This window comes from Pseudomonas sp. NPDC077451, assembly GCF_044543345.1.
Taxonomy (GTDB): Bacteria; Pseudomonadota; Gammaproteobacteria; order Pseudomonadales; family Pseudomonadaceae; genus Stutzerimonas.
This window is the reverse complement of record NZ_JBITVX010000005.1, coordinates 193,958-212,391: the sequence shown is the minus strand read 5'-3', so window position 1 is coordinate 212,391 and position 18,434 is coordinate 193,958. Positions and strand designations below refer to the sequence as shown.

Below are 18,434 nucleotides of genomic sequence, written 5' to 3'. Positions count from 1 at the left end.
GGATTCGATAGATGATTTTTCTCGTGGTGTTCTTGGCCCTGGTCATCGATAAGCTCACCGATTGGCGGCGTGCGGTGCAGGATGACGGCCCCTGGCTGCGCCTGCTGGAGCGCGTCGAGGGCGGCACGGAGTCGAGGCGCGGTCCATGGCTAAGTCTGGCCATTCTGGTGCTGCTGCCGGTGCTGTTGCTTGGCCTGTTGTTGATGGCGCTCGAGCCGCTGGCCTATGGCTGGCTAAGCCTGCCCTTGCACCTGCTGGTGCTGCTTTACAGTCTGGGTCGAGGCCAGGGCAAGCGTGAGCTCGGGCCGTTCCGCGATGCCTGGCGTCGTGGCGATGACGAAGCTGCAGCACTGGTCGCCGAGCGTGACCTGGGGCTCAGCGCGACGGATGCGCCGGGCCTATTGCGTGCCGTGGAAGCACAGCTGCTCTGGCGCAGCCATCAAGGCTTCTTTGCCGTGATCTTCTGGTACGTACTGCTTGGTCCCGTGGCGGCGCTCGCCTATCGGCTGCTCGCGTTGACCATCGAGCACGCCAAGGCCGAGGCCATACGCGAGCGGGCGGGCCAGTTCAGGCATGCCTTCGACTGGCTACCGGTGCGGGTGCTGCTGGCTAGCTTCGGCTTGGTCGGCAATTTCGTCGCGGCTAATCGCGCCATGCTGGCTGATTTGTTGCACTGGGGTGTTCCTGCTCGGCAGCTCTTGGCCGAGGTCGGCCCAGTGGCGGCTGACCTTGACGAGCCCTACGCCGGGCAGGCGGGCATCGGGCGCCTCGACAGTCTCGCCGCCTTACTCGTGCGTGCTCGCATCCTCTGGTACGCAGCGATCGCACTCTGGATTCTATTCCGCTAGCGAGTCGATGCCGCTCAGCGCTCTGTAGAGACACTCCGCACAATAGGTGCTCCGCATAAGTGCGGTGGATATGCCGGAATCGGCGTGTCTTCTGCCAGTTGTCGGGGTGTCACTCTGCCATTACCTTAAGTTACATGAGCCCCGTCCGATATCCCGTATAAGTTTTCTCGCACCTTCTCTGACGAGCCCTGCCGCAGTCTCGACGCTGATGGCAATACAACAAAAAATTGGGAGACGTCTTTTGAAAAGTCTGTTGTATCCGGCCATCGCTCTGATGAACCGTCTGAGCTTCGGCATGAAGTTCAGCCTGATCAGCGTTCTGTTTTTCGTCCCCATGCTGCTGACCAATTTCTATCTGGTGCGCGACTCCTACGAGGAGTTCGTCGGCACCCGCACTGAGTTGCGCAGCCTGGAGCTGCTGGGCACGGCCTTACAGCTACGCCGGGAAATGGAAGACTGGAAAGATCTGGTCGAGATCGAAGGCATCATTGGCCAGACCGGTGAGGTGCAGGCGCTGATCACCCGACTGGCCAATGCCGAACGAGAACTTGCTGCGCGAATGCAGAACCTGACGCCGGTCAGCGATAACCCTGAGCAGGTCGCCGAATTCGAAGCGCGCCGGGATGAGCTCGATGCTGCACTGCGTGAGGCTCAGTCGCAGCAGTCCTTGCAAGCAAAAGCCGCTATGGCGCGGGCGGTGTTGGCCAAGGCGCAGGTCATGATCAAGCTGATCGCCAGCCAGTCGGGCTTGAGTCAGGACAGTCAGCGTGATGTCCGCTTACTCTCTGAGCTTCTGACCTCGGCGACGCCGACCATCACTGCTGCGCTCGGTGAAGGTCGGGCGGTGGGCTCTTACACCTTTGGTCAGGGCTATTTGAACTCCGATGCCAGCAACAAACTGGACGACCTGCTGCTGGAGCTGGAGAAGCAGCAAGCTCAATACGGTGCTCAACTGCATGACGTGCTGGGCAGCAGCCCCGCCGCCCAGAGCCAACTTGATACACAGGCAAAGGCGAGCCGCGACTCTCTGCAGTCCAGCAGCGATATCTTCCAGGATCAGGTGATCATGGCCGAGGCGCTGGATCAGCCCTGGGAGAATTTCTACGACCTGATCAGCGCCGAAATGGCGAAAACCTATGCGCTCAACGACGCCATCCTCGCCTTCCTGGATGACCAGCTCGAGCAGCGTCTGGAGCAAAAGCAATTACTGATGGTGCTGCTGCTGGCCGCACTGGCAGTGGTGTTTGTACTGATCGTCTACCTCTACAGCGCGTTCTACATGTCTACCCGCGCATCGCTGCGCAGCCTCGGTGCCACCATGGACCGAGTGGCGGCGGGGGATATGACAGCGCGTTTCAAGGTGCAAAGCCGCGACGAGCTGGGTGAACTGGGTCAGGTGTTCAACGAGACGGTGTCGAAAATCCGCGAACTTATCGAGCGCGTCGGACAGACAGTCGGCGAAGTGGAGCGTCAGGCCTCGCGCGTGGAAACCGTCTCTGGCGAGAGCAACCAGACGGTGTCCGAGCAGCGCGGACAGATCGAGCAGGTCGCCACGGCAATGAACGAGATGTCGGCGACCGCGCAGGAAGTGGCCACCAGTGCTGAAGCCGCAGTGGGCAGCGCTCAGAGTGTCAATGAGGAAACCGTTAGCGGTCGCACCCTGGTCGAGGCGCAGGTGAGCGGCATCGGCCTTCTGGCCGCCGAGATCGAACAATCGGTCAGTGTGATCAATCAGCTGGCAAGCGACAGCAAAGCCATCAGCCAGGTATTGGATGTCATCAAGGGCGTGGCCGAGCAGACCAACCTGCTGGCGCTCAACGCGGCGATCGAGGCGGCACGCGCCGGCGAGCAGGGCCGCGGCTTCGCTGTGGTGGCGGATGAAGTGCGCAGCCTGGCCAAGCGCACCCAACAATCCACCGAAGAAATCGAACAAATGATTGGTCGCCTGCAGGGTGGCGTTGGTGCCGCGGTCAAGACCATGCACTCCAGTCACTCCATGGCTGAACAAACGGTCAGCCAGTCGGCCCAGGTTCAGCAGGCACTTGAGAATATCCTTGGTGCGGTCGGTGTCATCGTTGACCAGAATCAGCAGATCGCCGCGGCTGCCGAGCAACAGACCGCCGTCGCCCACGATATTGATCGCAACATTGTAGCGATCAACGAGGCTGGGCAGCGCACCGCCGAGGGCGCAGGCCATACCGAGCAGGCAAGTCGCGAGCTCACCGAGTTGGTCGGGCGGCTGCAGCAACTGATCGGTGCGTTCCGCGTCTGACCCTGCCGCTTGTTAAGCGGCGCCTAGCCGGTGATGTTCGGCAGAACGGTGATGTTCGGCAGAGCGGGCCTGGACTGCGCGATCACTTCCAGCCAAACAACTCGCAGCTGTTGCGATAGCTGGCGTCTGCCAGCTCTTCTGGGCTGATGCCGCGCAATTCGGCCAGCTCGCGGCAAATGTCCGGGAGGAATTCCGGGCTGTTGCGTTGGCCGGCGTGGCTGTGGGGTGTGATGTCCGGGGCGTCGGTTTCCAGGACGATGCTCTCAAGTGGCAGTTGCTGCAGCACACGGTGCATGCGGTGCGCCTGGGGCCAGGTACCTGCGCCGCCCAGGCCGAGCTTGTAGCCGAGTTTGATGTACTCCCGCGCTTCTTCCCAACTGCCACTGAAGGCATGTGCGATGCCGGTGCGCTTGAGCTTGTAGCGCTTTAAGGTGGCGATCATCGGCGCGTGGGCGCGGCGAACGTGGAGCAGTACCGGCAGTTCGAATTCGTTGGCCAAGCCGAACTGGGCTTCGAGCAGCTCTTGCTGGCGATCCTTGTCCGGATTTTCGATGTAATAGTCGAGGCCGATCTCGCCGATGGCGCAGAGCTTGTCTTCGCCACGCAAGCGCTGCAGCCAGTCGCGCAGCGCGTCGATATGCTCCGGGCGGTGATCCTGCAGGAACACTGGATGCAGGCCCAGCGCGGCATAGACGGCTGGCTCGTCCAATGCCATCTGCCAGACCCTGTCCCAGTTCGCCTGATGCACGCCAAGCACCAGTACGCGCTCGACTCCAGCCGTGGCGCAGCGGGCCAGCACCTCACCACGGTCCGCGTCGAAGGGATCGAAGTCGAGATGGGTGTGGGTGTCGATCAAGGGCAAGGCTGGCTCTCCTTCAGTGGGTGCGTGGCAGTGCGTCAGCGGTGCGATTCTTCTTCGATCTGGATATCGCTGACGCCCAGTTCGGCCATGCGGCTGTGCTCGCTGGCGCGTTCGGGAATTTCCCAGGGCGCGTCGACGCTGGCGCGGGGCTCTTTGACGTGGTGCAACAGGATCTCCAGCTCGGCTTGCTCCATAGCAGGCGCTTCGAAGGCGCTCATTGTCAGCGAGGCGGGTTCGCCGTTGATCAGGTAATGAATGCGGTAGCGTTTCAGTTCGGTCATGGCTGGGCTCTTTGCGGTGGCATGTGAAGCATCCGACCGCTAAATCGCTCTCAGGCTCCCGATTCATCACGCTCCGAGTCGAGCAGGGCGGCTTTTCGCTCAACACCCCAGCGGTAACCGGTCAGTGCCTGGTTGGCGCCGACCACGCGATGACAAGGCACCAGCAACCCCACAGGGTTGCTGGCGCAGGCACGGGCTACAGCGCGCGGATGGCTGCCAAGGCTTGCAGCCAGCTCACCGTAACGTCGGGTCTCACCCGGAGGAATGCTCCGCAACGCCTGCCAGACTTGTTGCTGGAATGCGGTACCACGCAGGTCCAGCGGCAGCTGCGCGGCGCGGGTGGGCTCTCCCAGTTGGATGATGATCGAGCGCAGCCATTCGCCGAGCCCAGCCTGATCGGGCAGCAGATGTGCTGCCGAGAAACGGGCGCCAAGTTCTTCAAGTAACGCCTGCCGTTCATCTCCGAACAACAGTGCGCATATCCCTTTTTCGCTGGCCGCCACCAGCAACAGCCCCAAGGGGCACGGGCTGGTGGCATAGCGCAGGGTTTCGCCGGCACCTTTGCGTCGGCGCTGGGCCGGGCTGATCGCGGCAGTATGCTGATAGGCGCCGCGCGTGCTGCCGTAGCCGGCGTCCAAGGCTGCGCCAAGCACTGACTCGGCATCCGGCAGCTGCATTTCCAGTCGCTCTCGTCGGCGCGCTGCGGCCCAGGCGCGCGGCGTCAGGCCGGTTCGCGCCTTGAATGCGCGCGCCAGATGCGACGATGACAAGCCGATACGGGCAGCCAGCTGCTCCAGGGTCATCGGTTCGACGCTCTCATCCAGCAGGCGGCAGGCGGCGATTACCAGCTCATCGAGCTGTTCGGCGGGGCTCTTGCCTTGAGGCGAACAGCGTCTGCACGCGCGGAATCCGGCGGCCTCGGCCTCGTGGATGTGGCTGAAAAAGCTGACACCCTCGCGCCGGGGACGACGTGCCGGGCAGCTCGGACGGCAAAAGATTCGGGTCGAATGCACGGCAAACACGAAGCGCCCATCGAAGCTCGGATCGCGATCGCAGAGCGCTTGCCAGCAGTGGTCGAAATCGAGCATTGCAGTGCTCCCTGGGTGAATGAGCGCGATTGTCCGCCCTGGCCGGCTCTGATGCCAATCCACAGTACGCTTTCAAACTTGCGGGCGAGCATGGAAGCCCGTTCGTGATTGCCGTAACCTGCAGATCTGCATAGTCAAATAGGGTCTGTAAGCCGCTGATGAAAACGCCAAAACGACTCGAGCCGTTGGTCGAGGATGGGCTGATCGACGAAGTGCTGCGCCCGCTGATGAGCGGCAAGGAAGCAGCGGTTTATGTAGTGCGCTGTGGTGATGAGCTACGTTGCGCCAAGGTCTATAAGGAAGCCAACAACCGCAGCTTCAGACAGGCCGTCAAATACCAGGAAGGCCGCAAGGTTCGTAGTAGCCGCGATGCTCGCGCCATGGCCAAGGGCTCCAAGCACGGGCGCAAGGAGAAGGAAGAAAACTGGCAGAACGCTGAAGTGGCCGCCTTGTTCAGGCTGGCGGATGCGGGCGTGCGCGTGCCCAAGCCGTATGACTTTCTCGATGGCGTGCTGCTAATGGAGATGATCTCCGGCGAAGACGGCGATGCCGCACCACGTCTCAACGACGTCGACCTGCACCCCGATGATGCGCGGGAATTTCATGCCTTCATGATCCATGAAGTGGTCAAGATGCTCTGCGCCGGGCTGGTGCATGGCGACCTCTCCGAGTTCAACGTGCTGCTTGATGAGCATGGGCCAGTGATCATCGACTTGCCTCAGGCAGTCGATGCGGCGGGTAACAACCACGCCTTCGAGATGCTCGAAAGGGACGTTGGCAACATGTCCGCCTACTTCGGGCAGTTCGCGCCCGAACTCAAATTCACCCGCTACGCCAAGGAAATGTGGGCACTGTACGAGGACGGCAAGCTCACGCCTGAATCCGAGCTCACCGGGGAATTCGCCGAGCCGGAAGACGCGGCGGATCTGGATGCCGTGATGCGGGAAATCAAGGCGACCCTGGCCGATCAGGCGCGCAAGGAAGCCCTGCGCAACGCAACGGACGAGCCCAGCGACGAGCCGCCCACGCCGCCGTGGATGCGTAACTGAGCAGCGCATGGCGGGCTTGATCGCTTGATCTCGGGCACGGTGGGACCTTCTCGAACGTCCCACCTTGGAGCGATCACGGTTCAGTGTCCGCGTGATGCTAGCTGCTTATGAGCGTCGGGATCGCCAGCAAGCTGGCTCCTACGGAGCGAAGGCGTTCCGGGCGCTGAGGATCGCAAGATTGGTCCGCTTTCCGCTTTCCGCTTTCCGCTTTCCGCTTTCCGCTTTCCGCTTTTCGTAGGAGCGAGCTTGCTCGCGATCATCGCCCCGCGTTCACCCAGGAGAGGCGGTCGCAGAATTACTGCTCCGGCTGCTCCGGCGCTTCGCTCGTGTTGTCTGCATCTGACATGGAGCCCGGCTCCCTTTCCCAGCCGCCGCCCAGCGCGACGAACAGCGCGACCTGGACCGTTGCCAGCGCCGTACGGCCTTGCAGTGCTTGCTGGCGAGCCTGTAGCGATCCGCGCTGGGCATCCAGCACTTCGTTGAGGTTCGCCTCGCCCAGTCGATAGCTCTTCTGCGCCAGTTCATAGGCGTAGGCCCGATGGCGGAGGGTGGTGCGCAGCGACTCAAGGCGGCGTTGTTGCCCGTCGATGCGCACCAGTGAGCGCTCCACGTCCTCCAGTGCTTGAGCCAGTGCCTGCTGGAAGCCCAGGTAGGCGCTCTCGCCCTCTGCATCGGCCAGGTCGATCGCCGCGCCGCGCCGGCGGTAGTCGAGAAAGGGCAGGCCGAAAGTCGCACCGAGGCGGGCGAAATTCGAGGCGGTGGAAAAAGCATCGCCCAAGGCCAGCCCGGAGCGGCCGACTGCCGCCTGCAAGGCAAGCGTCGGGAACAGGTCGCGGCGGGCGGCCAGCGATTGCAGTTGCGCTGCTTGCAGTTGCGCCGCTTCGGCAATCAAGTCCGGGCGTCTTCGCAGCAGGTCCAGGGGTTGTCCGGGCGGGATGGGTTTGTCTGCCAGCGGAACCTTGGCGCCGGCTGTAAGCCGCCGGGCGATGCTTCCCGGTGGCTCGGCGAGCAGCGTATCCAGAGCCAGCCTCGCTTCGGCCAGGTTGATTTCCAACTCATCCAGATCCGCCTGCAGCGAGGCATGCTCAGCGGCGCTAGCTTCGACATCCAGCCGGGTGACCTCGCCCGCCTCGAACAGTCGGCGGGCGATGTGTTCGAGGCCTTTCGCCAGCTCGATCCCCTCAACCAAAAGCGCGCGTTGCCCCTCAAGGGCGCGCAGTTGCATGTAGCCCTGCGCCATGTTCGAGGCGACCGCCAACCGGGCTGCAATGGCCTGGGCCTGGGCGGATCGGATCTGCTGGCGCGCACTGTCGGTTCGCGCGCGGGTAGCGCCAAAGATATCCAGCTCCCAGCTGGCCTGTAGCGCCAATTCCCAATTGTCGATGGTGATCACGTCTTCGTCCGGGATGAACTGGCCGATTGGGCTGTTGGGGTTTTGCTCGTTGTTGTTCTCGATCCACTGGCGGCTGGCCGAACCGGGCAGATCGAAGGTGGGGAAGAGTCCCGCGCGGGCCTGCCGCAACTGCGCACGCGCGGTGTCGACGCGCAGCATGGCCAGGCGGATGTCGCGGTTGTTCTCCAGCGCCTGGCGTACGAGCCTTGTCAGCACTGGATCGTCGAATCGCTGCCACCAGTCGGCAAGCGCTTCGGCATCGGCTGGCTGTTGGCGCACCGCATGGAACCAGCTATCCGGCACGTCGGGCGCCGGGCGCTCCGGCACGCTGGAGCAGGCGCCAAGGGCCAAAGCCAGTGCCCAGACCAGCGGCGTGCGGGGCAATCGGCTTGGCATCAGGTTTCCTCCGGTTTGACGCGCATGAACAGCAGGTACAGGCAGGGCACTGCCAGCAGGGTGAGCAGGGTGGCAAAGCCCAGTCCGCCCATGATGGTGACGGCCATGTTGGCGAAGAAAGGGTCGAACAGCAGCGGCACCATGCCCAGCACCGTGGTGCCCGCTGCCATCATCACCGGCCGCAGGCGCGAAGCCGATGCCTCGACGATGGCAGTCAGACGCGGCACTTCATCCTCAATTTGCCGGTCGATCTCATCCACCAGCACCACGGCGTTCTTGATCAGCATGCCCGTCAGGCTGAGCAGGCCGAGCAGGGCCATGAAGCCGAACGGCTGGCCGGTCACCAGCAGCCCGAGCGTGACGCCGCACAGCGCCATCGGTACTACCAGCCAGATCATCAGTGGCTGACGGACCTTGGCAAATAGCAGCACCGTGACCAGCACCATCGCCAGATACGGCACTGCGAGCGTACTGGCCAGCGCCTGCTGAGCATCGGATGACTGTTCGTGGTCGCCGCCCCATTCCAGTGAATAACCGATCGGCAGTTCGATGTCCTCGATCAGCGGACGAATGCGCTCGAAGGCGACGTTGGTGTTCTCGCCGTCGCGCGGTTCAGCACGGACGGCGATGGTCCGTTCGCGGCCGTAACGGCGAATCATCGACTCCTCGGTCGTAGCCTCGACGCCGTCCGCTACCTGGGCCAGCGGCACGTAGCTGCGGGTGGCGGGGCTCCAGATCAGCCGTTGCAGCAGGTCGCCTGGTTCGACGCGATCCTCCGGGGTGGCGCGCAGGAGGATCGGGATCAGCTCGTCCTGCTCGCGGAACACGCTGACTTGTTGGCCCTCGCTGGCCACTGACAGCGCCTGCGCCACCTGTTGGCGGGTCAGCCCTGCATCGGCCAGGCGGTCCAGGGCCAGCCGCGGACGCAGCACCGGCACAGGCGAGCGCCAGTCATCGCGGATGTTGAAGACTTGGCCCTGCTCCTGAAGGATTCGCTGACCTTCGGCCGACAGCCGGCGCAGCTCGTCAATGTCGGGGCCGCTGATCCGCGCTTCGAGCTTGGCTTCGGCGTTGGGGCCGAACATGAATTGCGCGGCGGCGGCGTCGGTAGAAGGATAGCGGCCCGGCAGTGTCTGGTTCACTTCGCGAACCAGATCGGCGATCACCTCGGCATTTTCGGTGCGTACCAGAAAGTGCATCAGCGCAGGGTTAGGCTGTTCCGGCGCGTAGGTGAGCATGAAGCGCGACGCACCTGCGCCAACAAAGGTCGACACATCGGTTACGCCGTCCAGCTGCTTCAGGTAGGCCTCGACATCTTCGGCGGTGCGGCTGGTCTCGCGAATGTGTGTGCCCTGGGGCAGGAACAGGTTCACGTAAAAGATTGGTGTGCTCGACGGCGGAAAGAAGCTTTGTGGCACGCGGCTGAAGCCCAGCACGCTGAGGACCGTGAGCACGACCAGAATGCCCAATGTCAGCCAGGGGCGACCCAGCACTCCACCCGCGATACGGCGGTAGCGGTTGTAGATTGGCCCGCTGTAGGCATCGTCCGGGTCGGTGTCATCGTGCTCTTTGTCGCCCTTGCGCTCGAGCAGGTAGTGCCCGAACAGCGGCACCACTAGCAGCGCCAGCAACCAGCTGAGCAGCAGCGACGCGGCGATGACGAAGAACAGCGAGAAGAGGAACTCACCGGTGGTGTCCTGCGACAGGCCGATCCCGGCAAAGGCCAGGATGCCGATGATGGTTGCGCCCAGCAGCGACCACTGCGTCTGCTGCAGCGTCTTGCGAGAGGCTTCGAGAATGCTTTTGCCGCGTTGTTTCTCGATCAGCATGCCGTCGCAGACCACTACGGCATTGTCCACGAGCATGCCCATGGCGATGATCAGCGCGCCGAGGGAGATGCGTTCCAGCTCGATCCCACCGATCCACATGAGCAGCAGCGTGCCGAGCACGGTGAGAAACAGCACGGCGCCGATGATCGCGCCGGCGCGTACACCCATGGCCAGGCACAGCACGCCGACGACGATGGCCACCGACAGGAAGACGTTGAGCGCGAAGCTGTTGACCGACTCGTTGACGATACTGTGCTGCTGATACAACGGATGCAGTTCGGCGCCCAGCGGCATCAGATACTGCATGGATTCCAGCTTCGCCTCGACGCTACGACCGACTTCGACGATGTTGCTGCCCGACACACCGCTGACGCCAAGGGTCAATGCCGGCTCACCGTTGTGCCGGATGATCTGGCGCGGGCGTTCAGCGTATTCGCGTTTCAAGGTGGCGATGGAGCCCAGGTCGACGCTTTGCTGGCCTTGGCCCACTGGCAATGCACGCAGCGCATCCAGGGAGTCGAACGCGCCGGTCGGGCGGATGTGGACGAAGAATTCGCCGGCCCGCACGCCGCCGGCTTCCACCGCTGCGTCGGCATCGGTCAGCGCCGCAACCAGCTCTTGTGGAGACAGTTTCAGTGCGGCCAGGCGCGCCTGATCGACTTCCACCAGAATTCGCTCTTCACGCACGCCGGCCAGTTCGACCTGACCAACGCCGTCCGCCGTGATCAGCCCGCGGCGCAGGTCCTTGGCGACTTCATGCAGCTCTTCCAGCGTCAGGCCCTCACCGGTCAGGGCAAAGAAGATGCCGTAGACATCGCCAAAGTCGTCGTTGACCAGCGGTGGGTCCAGGCCCGGAGGCAGCTGTTGTCGAGCATCTTCGACCTTGCTGCGCAGCTGGTCCCAGATCTGATCGAGCTGCTCACCCGAGTAACGGTCCTGGATTTCGACACGGATTTCCGCCAGACCGATCATCGAGCGCGAGCGGATCTGCTTGACCTCGGAAAGCTCCTGGATGGCGCTTTCCAGGGGTTCGGTCACTTCCTGCTCGACTTCGAGTGCGGTCGCGCCGGGATACTGCACCGTGACGATGGCTTCCTTGATGGTGAATTCGGGGTCTTCCAGTCGGCCCATTTCGAAGAACGCGACGACGCCCCCGACCAGGCAGATCAGGACCAGCACCCAAATGTTGACCGGTTTGCAGATGGCGTAACGAGCTAAATCCATCCGCTTACTTCCGCCGTTCGGCTTTGATCGGCTGGTCTTCCGATAGCTTGCTGCCGCCCGCCACCACCACCAGCATGTCGTTGTTCAGCTCGCCGCTGACCACCGCGTGATCGTTTTCGATGCGCTCGAGCTGCAAGTCCTGGCGCTGGGCATGGCCGTCAACCGCTAACCAGAGGTAATGGCTGCCGTTCGGCGCTGTTTGCACGGCGTTGAGCGGCAGGCGAAAACGCGGCGGCGTATCGCTTTGCGAGGCGGCAGGCCGCTGGAGGCGAACCCGCATGGCCATTCCCGGCAGCAGGTTGTAGTCCGCCGGCGGCTCGCCCTGCAATGTCAGATTGTAGGTGCGTGAGCCCTCGCGAGGCTGGGTGCTGTGTTCTTTGTAGGCCAGTGGCAGGGTCAGGTCGGCGATGACCAGCTCGCCCACGGCCTCCAATGTGCTGTTCAGAGGAATGCTCAGCGCCGCACTCTCTGGCAAGTCGACCGCGACCTCGATGTGCTGGTTGTTCTGCAGTTCCAGTACGGGCGAGCCCGTTGCGACCACCATGTCCGGTTCGACCAGGCGCCGCGCGACCACGCCATCGAACGGTGCCTCCAGCGTGCTGTGATTGACGTTACGAAGGGCGCTGTCACGGGCGACCCGCGCCGCCACCACATTGGCCTGCAGGGGTTCGACCGCGGCCGGAGCGAGAATCCCCTCGGCCAAAAGGGCGCGTTTGCGGGTCAGATCTGCTTCCAGCTGGCGCAGCCGTGCCTCGGCTTCGCGCAGTTGCAGCTCGTAGTCGGTGTCATCGAGCTTGGCCACCGGCTGACCTTTTTCAACGCGTTCGCCCTCGTCGACGAGGATCTGCTCGACGCGGCCCGGCACCTGAAATGCCAGCTGCGTGCTGGTCACGCTATCGACCACCCCCGGAAAGCGCAGCGCCTCGGGGCCGTTATCAATGCGCTGCAGGGGCTCGACGAAAGCGACGCGTGGCGGGACTTGCGCAGGTTTCGTGTCCTCGGAGCAGCCCGACAGCGCCAGCAACATGCAGATCGAAGCGGTGATATTGATATGCGGTGAGTGGCCTCTCGACGATAAAAGCGGCATCCGTTCTCCTGGACGATAGGGGCGAGCAAGATCGCGGTGCAGTGCGAAACGCCGCGACAGAACCAGTAGAACCCCGCTCTGGCTCGGGAGTTCGACCTATGCTGAAGTGACCCGCTGGTCAGCCGATTTTGCCTGCGGCAATGGGGCTTCGGTCAATCTGCCGCCGATTGGGCGTATCATTGCCCGGCGTTCAAAATGTCAGTGCAGGAGAGAGTCGCAATGCAAGGTCAGCCACAGGTCATCGAATATCTGAAAGAACTGCTGCGTGGGGAGCTGGCGGCGCGCGATCAGTATTTCCTGCACTCGCGGATGTATGCCGATTGGGGCTTCACCAAGCTCTACGAGCGCATCAATCACGAGATGGAAGAGGAAACCCAGCACGCCGACGCGCTGCTCAAACGCATCCTGTTCCTAGAAGGCACTCCGGACATGACGCCCGAGGCGATGCATCCAGGCCAAACGGTCCCTGAGATGTTGCGAGCCGATCTGGCACTCGAATACAAGGTGCGCGAAGCCTTGGCCAAAGGCATCACGCTGGCCGAGCAGCATGGCGATTACCAGACGCGTGAAATTCTAGAATTGCAGCTGATGGACACCGAGGAGGATCACGCCTACTGGCTGGAGCAGCAGCTCGGGATGATCGATCGTATCGGCTTGCAGAATTATCTGCAGACGCAGGCAAGCTGATCGCGCAAACGATTCACCACGAGGCCAGTCGCAATGCCTGGCCTCGTTGCATCTGGGGCGGGCATCGGGCGTCTGTCACCGTGCTAGCGGCTCATCGAGAGTGACGCTAAGAGCAACAGCCGCCAGACTCAAGGTCCTTGAGGATCGGGCAATCCGGCCGGTCGTCGCCCTGACAGGTGTCGACCAGCTCTTGCAGGGTGTCGCGTAACCCCACCAGTTCAGCGATCTTCTGATTGAGCGCATCGATATGCGCGCCGGCCAGGGACTTAACGTCAGCGCTGGCGCGATGGCGGTCCTGCCAGAGCGTAAGTAGCCTGCTCACTTCCTCCAATGAGAAGCCCATATCGCGCGAGCGCTTGATGAAGGCAAGGCGGTGCAGGTCTTCTTCGCCATAGTGGCGGTAGCCGTTGGCGCTGCGTCCGGCGGGGGAGATCAGGTCGATGGACTCGTAGTAGCGAATCATCTTCGCCGACAACCCGCTTTTCTTTGCTGCTTGGCCAATGTTCATGTGCGCATCCAGACGAATCGGTGTGAGGCTGTTGTGGGCTGGGTCGGCACGGTGCTCCATCGCATTCCGCCGACCACAGCCCACGCGCGGCGGCACGTTATTCCTTCGGCTCCCAACGCTTGAGCAGCAATGCGTTGCTGACCACGCTGACGCTCGACAGCGCCATCGCCGCGCCTGCCACCACCGGGCTGAGAAAGCCGAACGCTGCCAACGGAATACCGACCAGGTTGTAGATGAACGCCCAGAACAGGTTCTGCTGGATCTTGCGGTAGGTGCGGCGGCTGATCTCCAGTGCAGCGGGCACCAGGCGAGGATCGCCGCGCATCAGTGTGATGCCGGCGGCATGCATGGCCACATCGGTCCCGCCGCCCATGGCAATACCGACGTCGGCAGCGGCCAGCGCTGGCGCATCGTTGATGCCGTCGCCGACCATCGCCACCACCGCGCCGCCTTTTTTCAGCTCGGCGACCGTGGCCGCCTTGTCGGCCGGCAGCACTTCGGCATGCACGCTGTCGATCTGCAACGCCTCAGCCACAACGCGCGCACTGCCGCGGTTGTCACCAGTGATCAAATGGCTGCGAATATGCCGAGCGTTGAGCGCTGCGATTGCTTCAGCGGCGCCTTCTTTGAGGCTGTCGCCAAAGGCGAACAGGCCGAGCACGCGAGGTTGCGGCGCAGTCTCGATCAGCCAGGACAGTGTGCGGCCTTCGCTTTCCCAAGCTTCGGCTTTGCCCGCCAGCTCGCCCGGTTGCAGGCCGCTGTCGTCCATCAGCCTGCGATTACCCAGCGCCAGCGAGCGACCGTCAAGGTCGCCCGAGATGCCGCGTCCGGTTAGCGACTGGCTGCGCTCAACGTCGGCGACCGTAATGCCTTGTTCCGCGCAACGGTCGAGCACTGCCTGAGCGAGTGGATGTTCGCTGCCGCGTTGCAGTGCACCGGCCTGTTGCAACAGCGTGGCTTCGTCGCCGTCCACGGCATGCAGATGCACAACGCGTGGCTTGCCGGAGGTGAGTGTGCCGGTCTTGTCGAAGGCGACGGCTGTCACGGCGTGGGCGACTTCCAGCGCCTCGGCGTCCTTGATCAGAATGCCGTGGCGTGCGGCGACGCCGGTGCCCGCCATGATCGCCGCAGGTGTAGCAAGGCCTAAGGCACAGGGGCAGGCGATCACCAGCACCGCAACCGCGTTGATCAACGCAACTTCGGCCGGAGCGCCGACAAACAGCCAGCCGGCGACCGTCATAAGGGCGATGACCAATACGGCCGGGACGAAGACCTGGCTGACCTTGTCCACCAGCTTCTGAATGGGCGCTTTGGCCGCCTGAGCGTCCTCCACCAACCGAATGATGCGCGCCAGTACCGTTTCGCCGCCGAGGGCCGTGGTGCGCACCAGCAAGCGTCCTTCGCCGTTGATCGCGCCACCGGTGATGCGGTCGCCCGGCCCCTTGTTTACCGGCAGGCTTTCACCGCTGATCAGGGCTTCATCGGCCTGGCTCTCACCTTCGACCACCTCGCCGTCCACCGGGAAGCGCTCGCCAGGCTTGACCAGTACCAGGTCGTCCAGGCGCAGGGCGGCGATCGCAACGTCCTCTTCAAGGCCGTCGACTACCCGTAAGGCGCGATCCGGCCTGAGCGCCTCCAGCGCACGAATAGCCGCGCTGGTCTGACGTTTGGCGCGGCTTTCCAGATACTTGCCCAACAGGACGAGGGCGATCACCACAGCAGACGCTTCGAAATATAGATGCGGCATCTGCCCGGCCTCAGCGGCCCACCACTGGTAGAGGCTCAAGCCGTAACCGGCGCTGGTGCCGATCGCAACCAGCAAATCCATGTTGCCGGCGCCAGCGCGCACGGCTTTCCAGCCGGCCACATAAAAACGCGCCCCGAGGATGAATTGCACAGGTGTGGCGAGCAGGAATTGAATCCAGGGTGGCAGCATCCAATGCAGCCCCAGCAGGTCACCGAACATCGGGATCACCAGCGGCGCGGCCAGCAGCAACGCGGCGATCACTGCCCAGCGTTCGCGGCGCAGACGGCTGTCGCTCGTGTCCGTGGCGGGCTCGTTATCGCTGCTGGCCTGTGCCTTGTAGCCGGCTGCTTCGACGGCCTGGATCAGTACCGTTGCGTCTACCGCGCCGAGCACCTCGATGCGTGCGCGTTCGCTGGCCAGGTTCACCGACGCGCTGCGTACGCCCGGTACTTTGAGCAGGGCGCGCTCGATACGGCCGGCGCAGCTGGCGCAGGTCATGCCTTCGATAGCCAGCTCCAGCGTCTGCACCGGCACGCCGTAACCTGCCTTTTCCACGGCTTGTATTAGCGCGGCGATATCGCCTTCATGGGTTTGCACGCGGACCTGCTCGGCGGCGAGGTTCACCGCCGCATTGTCGACCCCGGGCACCTTCAGCAGGGCGCGTTCGACCCGCCCGGCGCAGCTGGCGCAGGTCATGCCGGTAATAGGCAAAGTGTAGGTTGCGCTGGTCATGGTTCGCTCCGAATGGGCCTGATGCCGATGAGGATCAACCTTCACCTTATGGGAAGGTCAAGTCGAGTAACAGGTTGTCGCAGCCAGTCTATTGACCTTATCAGTATGGCAAGGTTGAGCATGCTGAAGTCGTCAATAAACGAGAGGAGCACCTGATGCATACGTTCAACGTGACAGGCATGACTTGCGCGCATTGCCAGCGCGCCGTGACCCAGGCGATTCAGTCCCGAGATCCCAGTGCCAAAGTTGATGTGGATCTTGAGGCAGGTGTGGTGCGAGTGGAGGCTGGGCTGGACGAGGCGGCTATCCGCGAGGCCATTGAAGAAGAGGGCTATCAGGTTCAGTGACGCGATACGCGGCAGCCGGTGCTGCCGCTTTTTTATGCGATAGGTCAGTGGGCGACGGAACTGTCCCAGTCCTTGACCAAGCCACGGAATACCGGGTCAATCAGGGCAGCGCAATCCTTTTCCGGATCGAACAGGGTTGGGTCGCGGGTCCAGTCGCTGAACACACCGACGATCAGCGCGTGCAAGGTGCGCGCGGCCAGTTTTGGCGTGATGCCTGGATAGAGACTGTCGGCGGCACTCTCCAGCAGTTTCTCGCATAGCTCGATAAACAGATTGATGAACGCGTGGTGGCGTTCTTCCGCTTCGCGCAGTTCTTCCGTGAATTCGCAGCGGTGCAGAAGAATGGTCATCACACGGCGCTTCTGCTCGTCCCGGCCCAGTGCACTGATGCCTTCGATGCAGAGTTCATGCAGCGCTCGCAACGGCTGCTGCTGGGTGCAACTGCAGAGTCGCTCGGCCATTTGCTCCGGCGGCAGGCGAACCTGGTTGAGCATTTCATGAAACAGATGTGCCTTGTTCTGGAAATGCCAATACACAGCGCCGCGAGTCACCCCGGCGTCGCGGGCAATCTGATCCAGGCTGGTATGCGCCACACCCTTGTCGAGAAATAGCCGCTCGGCAGAGGCGAGCAGAGCGATACGGGTCTTTTCGGCGTCTTCTTTGGTTCTTCGCATGTGAGAGCTACGGCAGCCTGACGCTGCATTGAATAAGGCCTTGGCGGGCGGGCGATGCGGAGTTCGTCCTTCAACTTCTGCAACTTTGGATGTTTACAATCGTCTGTGTATGTAACAGCATCTGACCTTCTCTGTAAATGATCGATCTCTACCGCGGCTTCCCTGCGCGTTGACGTTTCGGCTTTTCCGCTTCGCGAGTTCTCTCCATGCCCCTTCCGATTTTGCTCATTCTGGGTGCTCTTAGCGCCTTTGGCCCGCTGGCCATCGACTTCTATCTCCCAGCGTTCCCCTCGATTGCGCGCGCTTTTGCCACAGACGTAGAACACGTTCAGCTGTCGCTGGCGGCTTACTTTATCGGCCTGGCCCTTGGTCAGTTGATCTATGGGCCCCTGGCGGATCGGTACGGCCGGCGCTGGCCGCTGTTGGTGGGCGTGACGCTGTTTACTCTGGCGTCGCTGGCGTGCGCGTTCGCGCCGTCGCTGGACTGGCTGATCGCCGCGCGCTTCGTCCAGGCGCTGGGTGGCTGTGCAGGCATCGTGGTGACCCGTGCGGTTGTGCGTGACAGCTGCGATCCGGTCCAGGGCGCCAAAGTCTTTTCCCAACTGATGCTGGTGATGGGGCTGGCGCCGATCCTCGCACCACTGGCGGGTGGGCTGTTGATGAACGCCTTTGGCTGGCAGGCGATCTTCGTCTCGCTGACGATATTCAGTGCGCTGTGCGGCGTTGCGGTCGCGATGCGGCTACCGGAGACCTTGCCGGCCGATGCGCCCAAACACCCCCTGAGCGGTACCTTCGGGCGCTACGTCGCGTTGTTTCGTGACGGCGAATTCATCGCCTTCGCGCTCTCCGGCGGTGTAGCCATGGCGGGCATGTTCGCCTATATCGCCGGGTCGCCCTTCGTCTTCATCGAGCTTTATGGCGTTCCGGCCGAGCACTACGGATGGCTGTTCGGCAGCAATGCGGCTGGATTCATCCTCGTTTCGCAGATCAATGCACGGCTGTTGCGCTTGCGCGGTCCGGGTTTCTGGTTAAGGCGCCTGGTTTGGTTCTACTTCGCTTGCGGCGCGGCGTTGCTGCTAATCGCACTGAGCGAGCCCGATGCGCTGTGGCCGTTGCTGATCCCCTTGTTCGCCGGGCTGGCGAGCCTTGGCAGCATCCTGCCCAACGCGACTGCTTGTGCCATGGCAAAGCAGGGCAAGCAGGCGGGGCTGGCGTCGGCCTTGATGGGCAGCATGCAGTTCTGCGTCGCTGCCTTTGCATCGGCAGCAGTGGGTTGGATGCATAACGGCACCGCGGTGCCGATGGCCCTGGCAATCACTGTATGTGCCGGCCTGGCGGCGTGTCTGGCCTGGTACACCGGCCAGATCGCTATTACGCAGCGCAGCCAGGAGTCCGCCTCGTCCTGAGGCG

General features: G+C 62.9%; 15 protein-coding genes and 1 pseudogene. 7 read left to right on the top strand and 9 right to left on the bottom strand.

Features of this window, described 5'->3' with window-relative positions:
- The first annotated feature begins 11 nt into the window (after nucleotides 1-11).
- From ampE to ACIGHL_RS10865, 3 genes and pseudogenes are all read left to right on the top strand, one after another.
- Nucleotides 12-848 carry a regulatory signaling modulator protein AmpE gene (ampE, locus tag ACIGHL_RS10875; RefSeq protein ID WP_446697534.1) on the top strand — a complete coding sequence of 279 codons (837 nt, stop codon included), beginning with the start codon at nucleotides 12-14 and terminating at the stop codon, nucleotides 846-848.
- Nucleotides 849-918: 70 nt separating this feature from the next.
- Nucleotides 919-2,265: pseudogene (locus ACIGHL_RS10870) on the top strand (HAMP domain-containing protein); the annotation flags it as partial.
- Nucleotides 2,266-2,406: 141 nt separating this feature from the next.
- Complete coding sequence (locus ACIGHL_RS10865) at nucleotides 2,407-3,120, top strand: methyl-accepting chemotaxis protein (protein ID WP_499142214.1); 714 nt, start codon at nucleotides 2,407-2,409, stop codon at nucleotides 3,118-3,120.
- Nucleotides 3,121-3,202: 82 nt separating this feature from the next.
- Here ACIGHL_RS10865 and ACIGHL_RS10860 read toward each other — a convergent pair whose 3' ends face one another.
- The 3 genes from ACIGHL_RS10860 to ada are packed head-to-tail and all read right to left on the bottom strand — an operon-like array spanning nucleotide 3,203 to nucleotide 5,351.
- Complete coding sequence (locus tag ACIGHL_RS10860) at nucleotides 3,203-3,982, bottom strand: TatD family hydrolase (RefSeq protein ID WP_128120125.1); 780 nt, start codon at nucleotides 3,980-3,982, stop codon at nucleotides 3,203-3,205.
- Between the two features lie 35 nt (nucleotides 3,983-4,017).
- A complete protein-coding gene (locus tag ACIGHL_RS10855) occupies nucleotides 4,018-4,263 on the bottom strand; it encodes a hypothetical protein (protein WP_045424495.1) in 246 nt (81 codons plus the stop codon).
- A gap of 50 nt (nucleotides 4,264-4,313) precedes the next feature.
- A complete protein-coding gene (gene ada, locus ACIGHL_RS10850; protein WP_216707183.1) occupies nucleotides 4,314-5,351 on the bottom strand; it encodes a bifunctional DNA-binding transcriptional regulator/O6-methylguanine-DNA methyltransferase Ada in 1,038 nt (345 codons plus the stop codon).
- A gap of 158 nt (nucleotides 5,352-5,509) precedes the next feature.
- On the opposite strand from ada, the gene ACIGHL_RS10845 reads away from it, so the two are divergent.
- On the top strand, nucleotides 5,510-6,400 hold the full coding sequence (locus tag ACIGHL_RS10845; RefSeq protein ID WP_045424500.1) for a PA4780 family RIO1-like protein kinase: 891 nt from the start codon (nucleotides 5,510-5,512) through the stop codon (nucleotides 6,398-6,400).
- Nucleotides 6,401-6,695: 295 nt separating this feature from the next.
- On the opposite strand, the gene ACIGHL_RS10840 is transcribed toward ACIGHL_RS10845, so the two are convergent.
- Genes ACIGHL_RS10840 through ACIGHL_RS10830 form a run of 3 tightly spaced genes read right to left on the bottom strand, consistent with a single transcriptional unit; the run spans nucleotide 6,696 to nucleotide 12,329 of the window.
- Nucleotides 6,696-8,189: an efflux transporter outer membrane subunit gene (locus tag ACIGHL_RS10840; protein ID WP_128120124.1), complete on the bottom strand. Its 1,494-nt coding sequence runs from the start codon at nucleotides 8,187-8,189 to the stop codon at nucleotides 6,696-6,698.
- Nucleotides 8,189-11,242 carry an efflux RND transporter permease subunit gene (locus ACIGHL_RS10835; protein ID WP_446697535.1) on the bottom strand — a complete coding sequence of 1,018 codons (3,054 nt, stop codon included), beginning with the start codon at nucleotides 11,240-11,242 and terminating at the stop codon, nucleotides 8,189-8,191. Before ACIGHL_RS10835 ends, ACIGHL_RS10840 begins: the two co-directional genes overlap by 1 nt.
- A 4-nt stretch (nucleotides 11,243-11,246) precedes the next feature.
- The gene (locus tag ACIGHL_RS10830; protein ID WP_446697536.1) at nucleotides 11,247-12,329 is read right to left on the bottom strand and encodes an efflux RND transporter periplasmic adaptor subunit; all 1,083 of its coding nucleotides are present in this window, start codon (nucleotides 12,327-12,329) and stop codon (nucleotides 11,247-11,249) included.
- A gap of 219 nt (nucleotides 12,330-12,548) precedes the next feature.
- On the opposite strand from ACIGHL_RS10830, the gene bfr reads away from it, so the two are divergent.
- On the top strand, nucleotides 12,549-13,016 hold the full coding sequence (gene bfr, locus ACIGHL_RS10825) for a bacterioferritin (RefSeq protein WP_045424510.1): 468 nt from the start codon (nucleotides 12,549-12,551) through the stop codon (nucleotides 13,014-13,016).
- A gap of 106 nt (nucleotides 13,017-13,122) precedes the next feature.
- On the opposite strand, the gene cueR is transcribed toward bfr, so the two are convergent.
- Both cueR and ACIGHL_RS10815 read right to left on the bottom strand, forming a co-directional pair.
- Nucleotides 13,123-13,524, bottom strand: coding sequence for a Cu(I)-responsive transcriptional regulator (gene cueR / locus ACIGHL_RS10820; protein WP_128120175.1), 402 nt, complete (start codon nucleotides 13,522-13,524; stop codon nucleotides 13,123-13,125).
- 97 nt (nucleotides 13,525-13,621) lie between these two features.
- Complete coding sequence (locus ACIGHL_RS10815) at nucleotides 13,622-16,003, bottom strand: heavy metal translocating P-type ATPase (RefSeq protein WP_128120121.1); 2,382 nt, start codon at nucleotides 16,001-16,003, stop codon at nucleotides 13,622-13,624.
- Between the two features lie 155 nt (nucleotides 16,004-16,158).
- On the opposite strand from ACIGHL_RS10815, the gene ACIGHL_RS10810 reads away from it, so the two are divergent.
- The gene (locus tag ACIGHL_RS10810) at nucleotides 16,159-16,350 is read left to right on the top strand and encodes a heavy-metal-associated domain-containing protein (RefSeq protein WP_128120120.1); all 192 of its coding nucleotides are present in this window, start codon (nucleotides 16,159-16,161) and stop codon (nucleotides 16,348-16,350) included.
- Between the two features lie 44 nt (nucleotides 16,351-16,394).
- Here ACIGHL_RS10810 and ACIGHL_RS10805 read toward each other — a convergent pair whose 3' ends face one another.
- Nucleotides 16,395-17,024 carry a TetR family transcriptional regulator gene (locus ACIGHL_RS10805; RefSeq protein ID WP_045424521.1) on the bottom strand — a complete coding sequence of 210 codons (630 nt, stop codon included), beginning with the start codon at nucleotides 17,022-17,024 and terminating at the stop codon, nucleotides 16,395-16,397.
- A 206-nt stretch (nucleotides 17,025-17,230) separates the two neighbouring features.
- On the opposite strand from ACIGHL_RS10805, the gene ACIGHL_RS10800 reads away from it, so the two are divergent.
- The gene (locus ACIGHL_RS10800; protein ID WP_128120119.1) at nucleotides 17,231-18,430 is read left to right on the top strand and encodes a Bcr/CflA family multidrug efflux MFS transporter; all 1,200 of its coding nucleotides are present in this window, start codon (nucleotides 17,231-17,233) and stop codon (nucleotides 18,428-18,430) included.
- The last annotated feature ends 4 nt before the right edge of the window (nucleotides 18,431-18,434 follow it).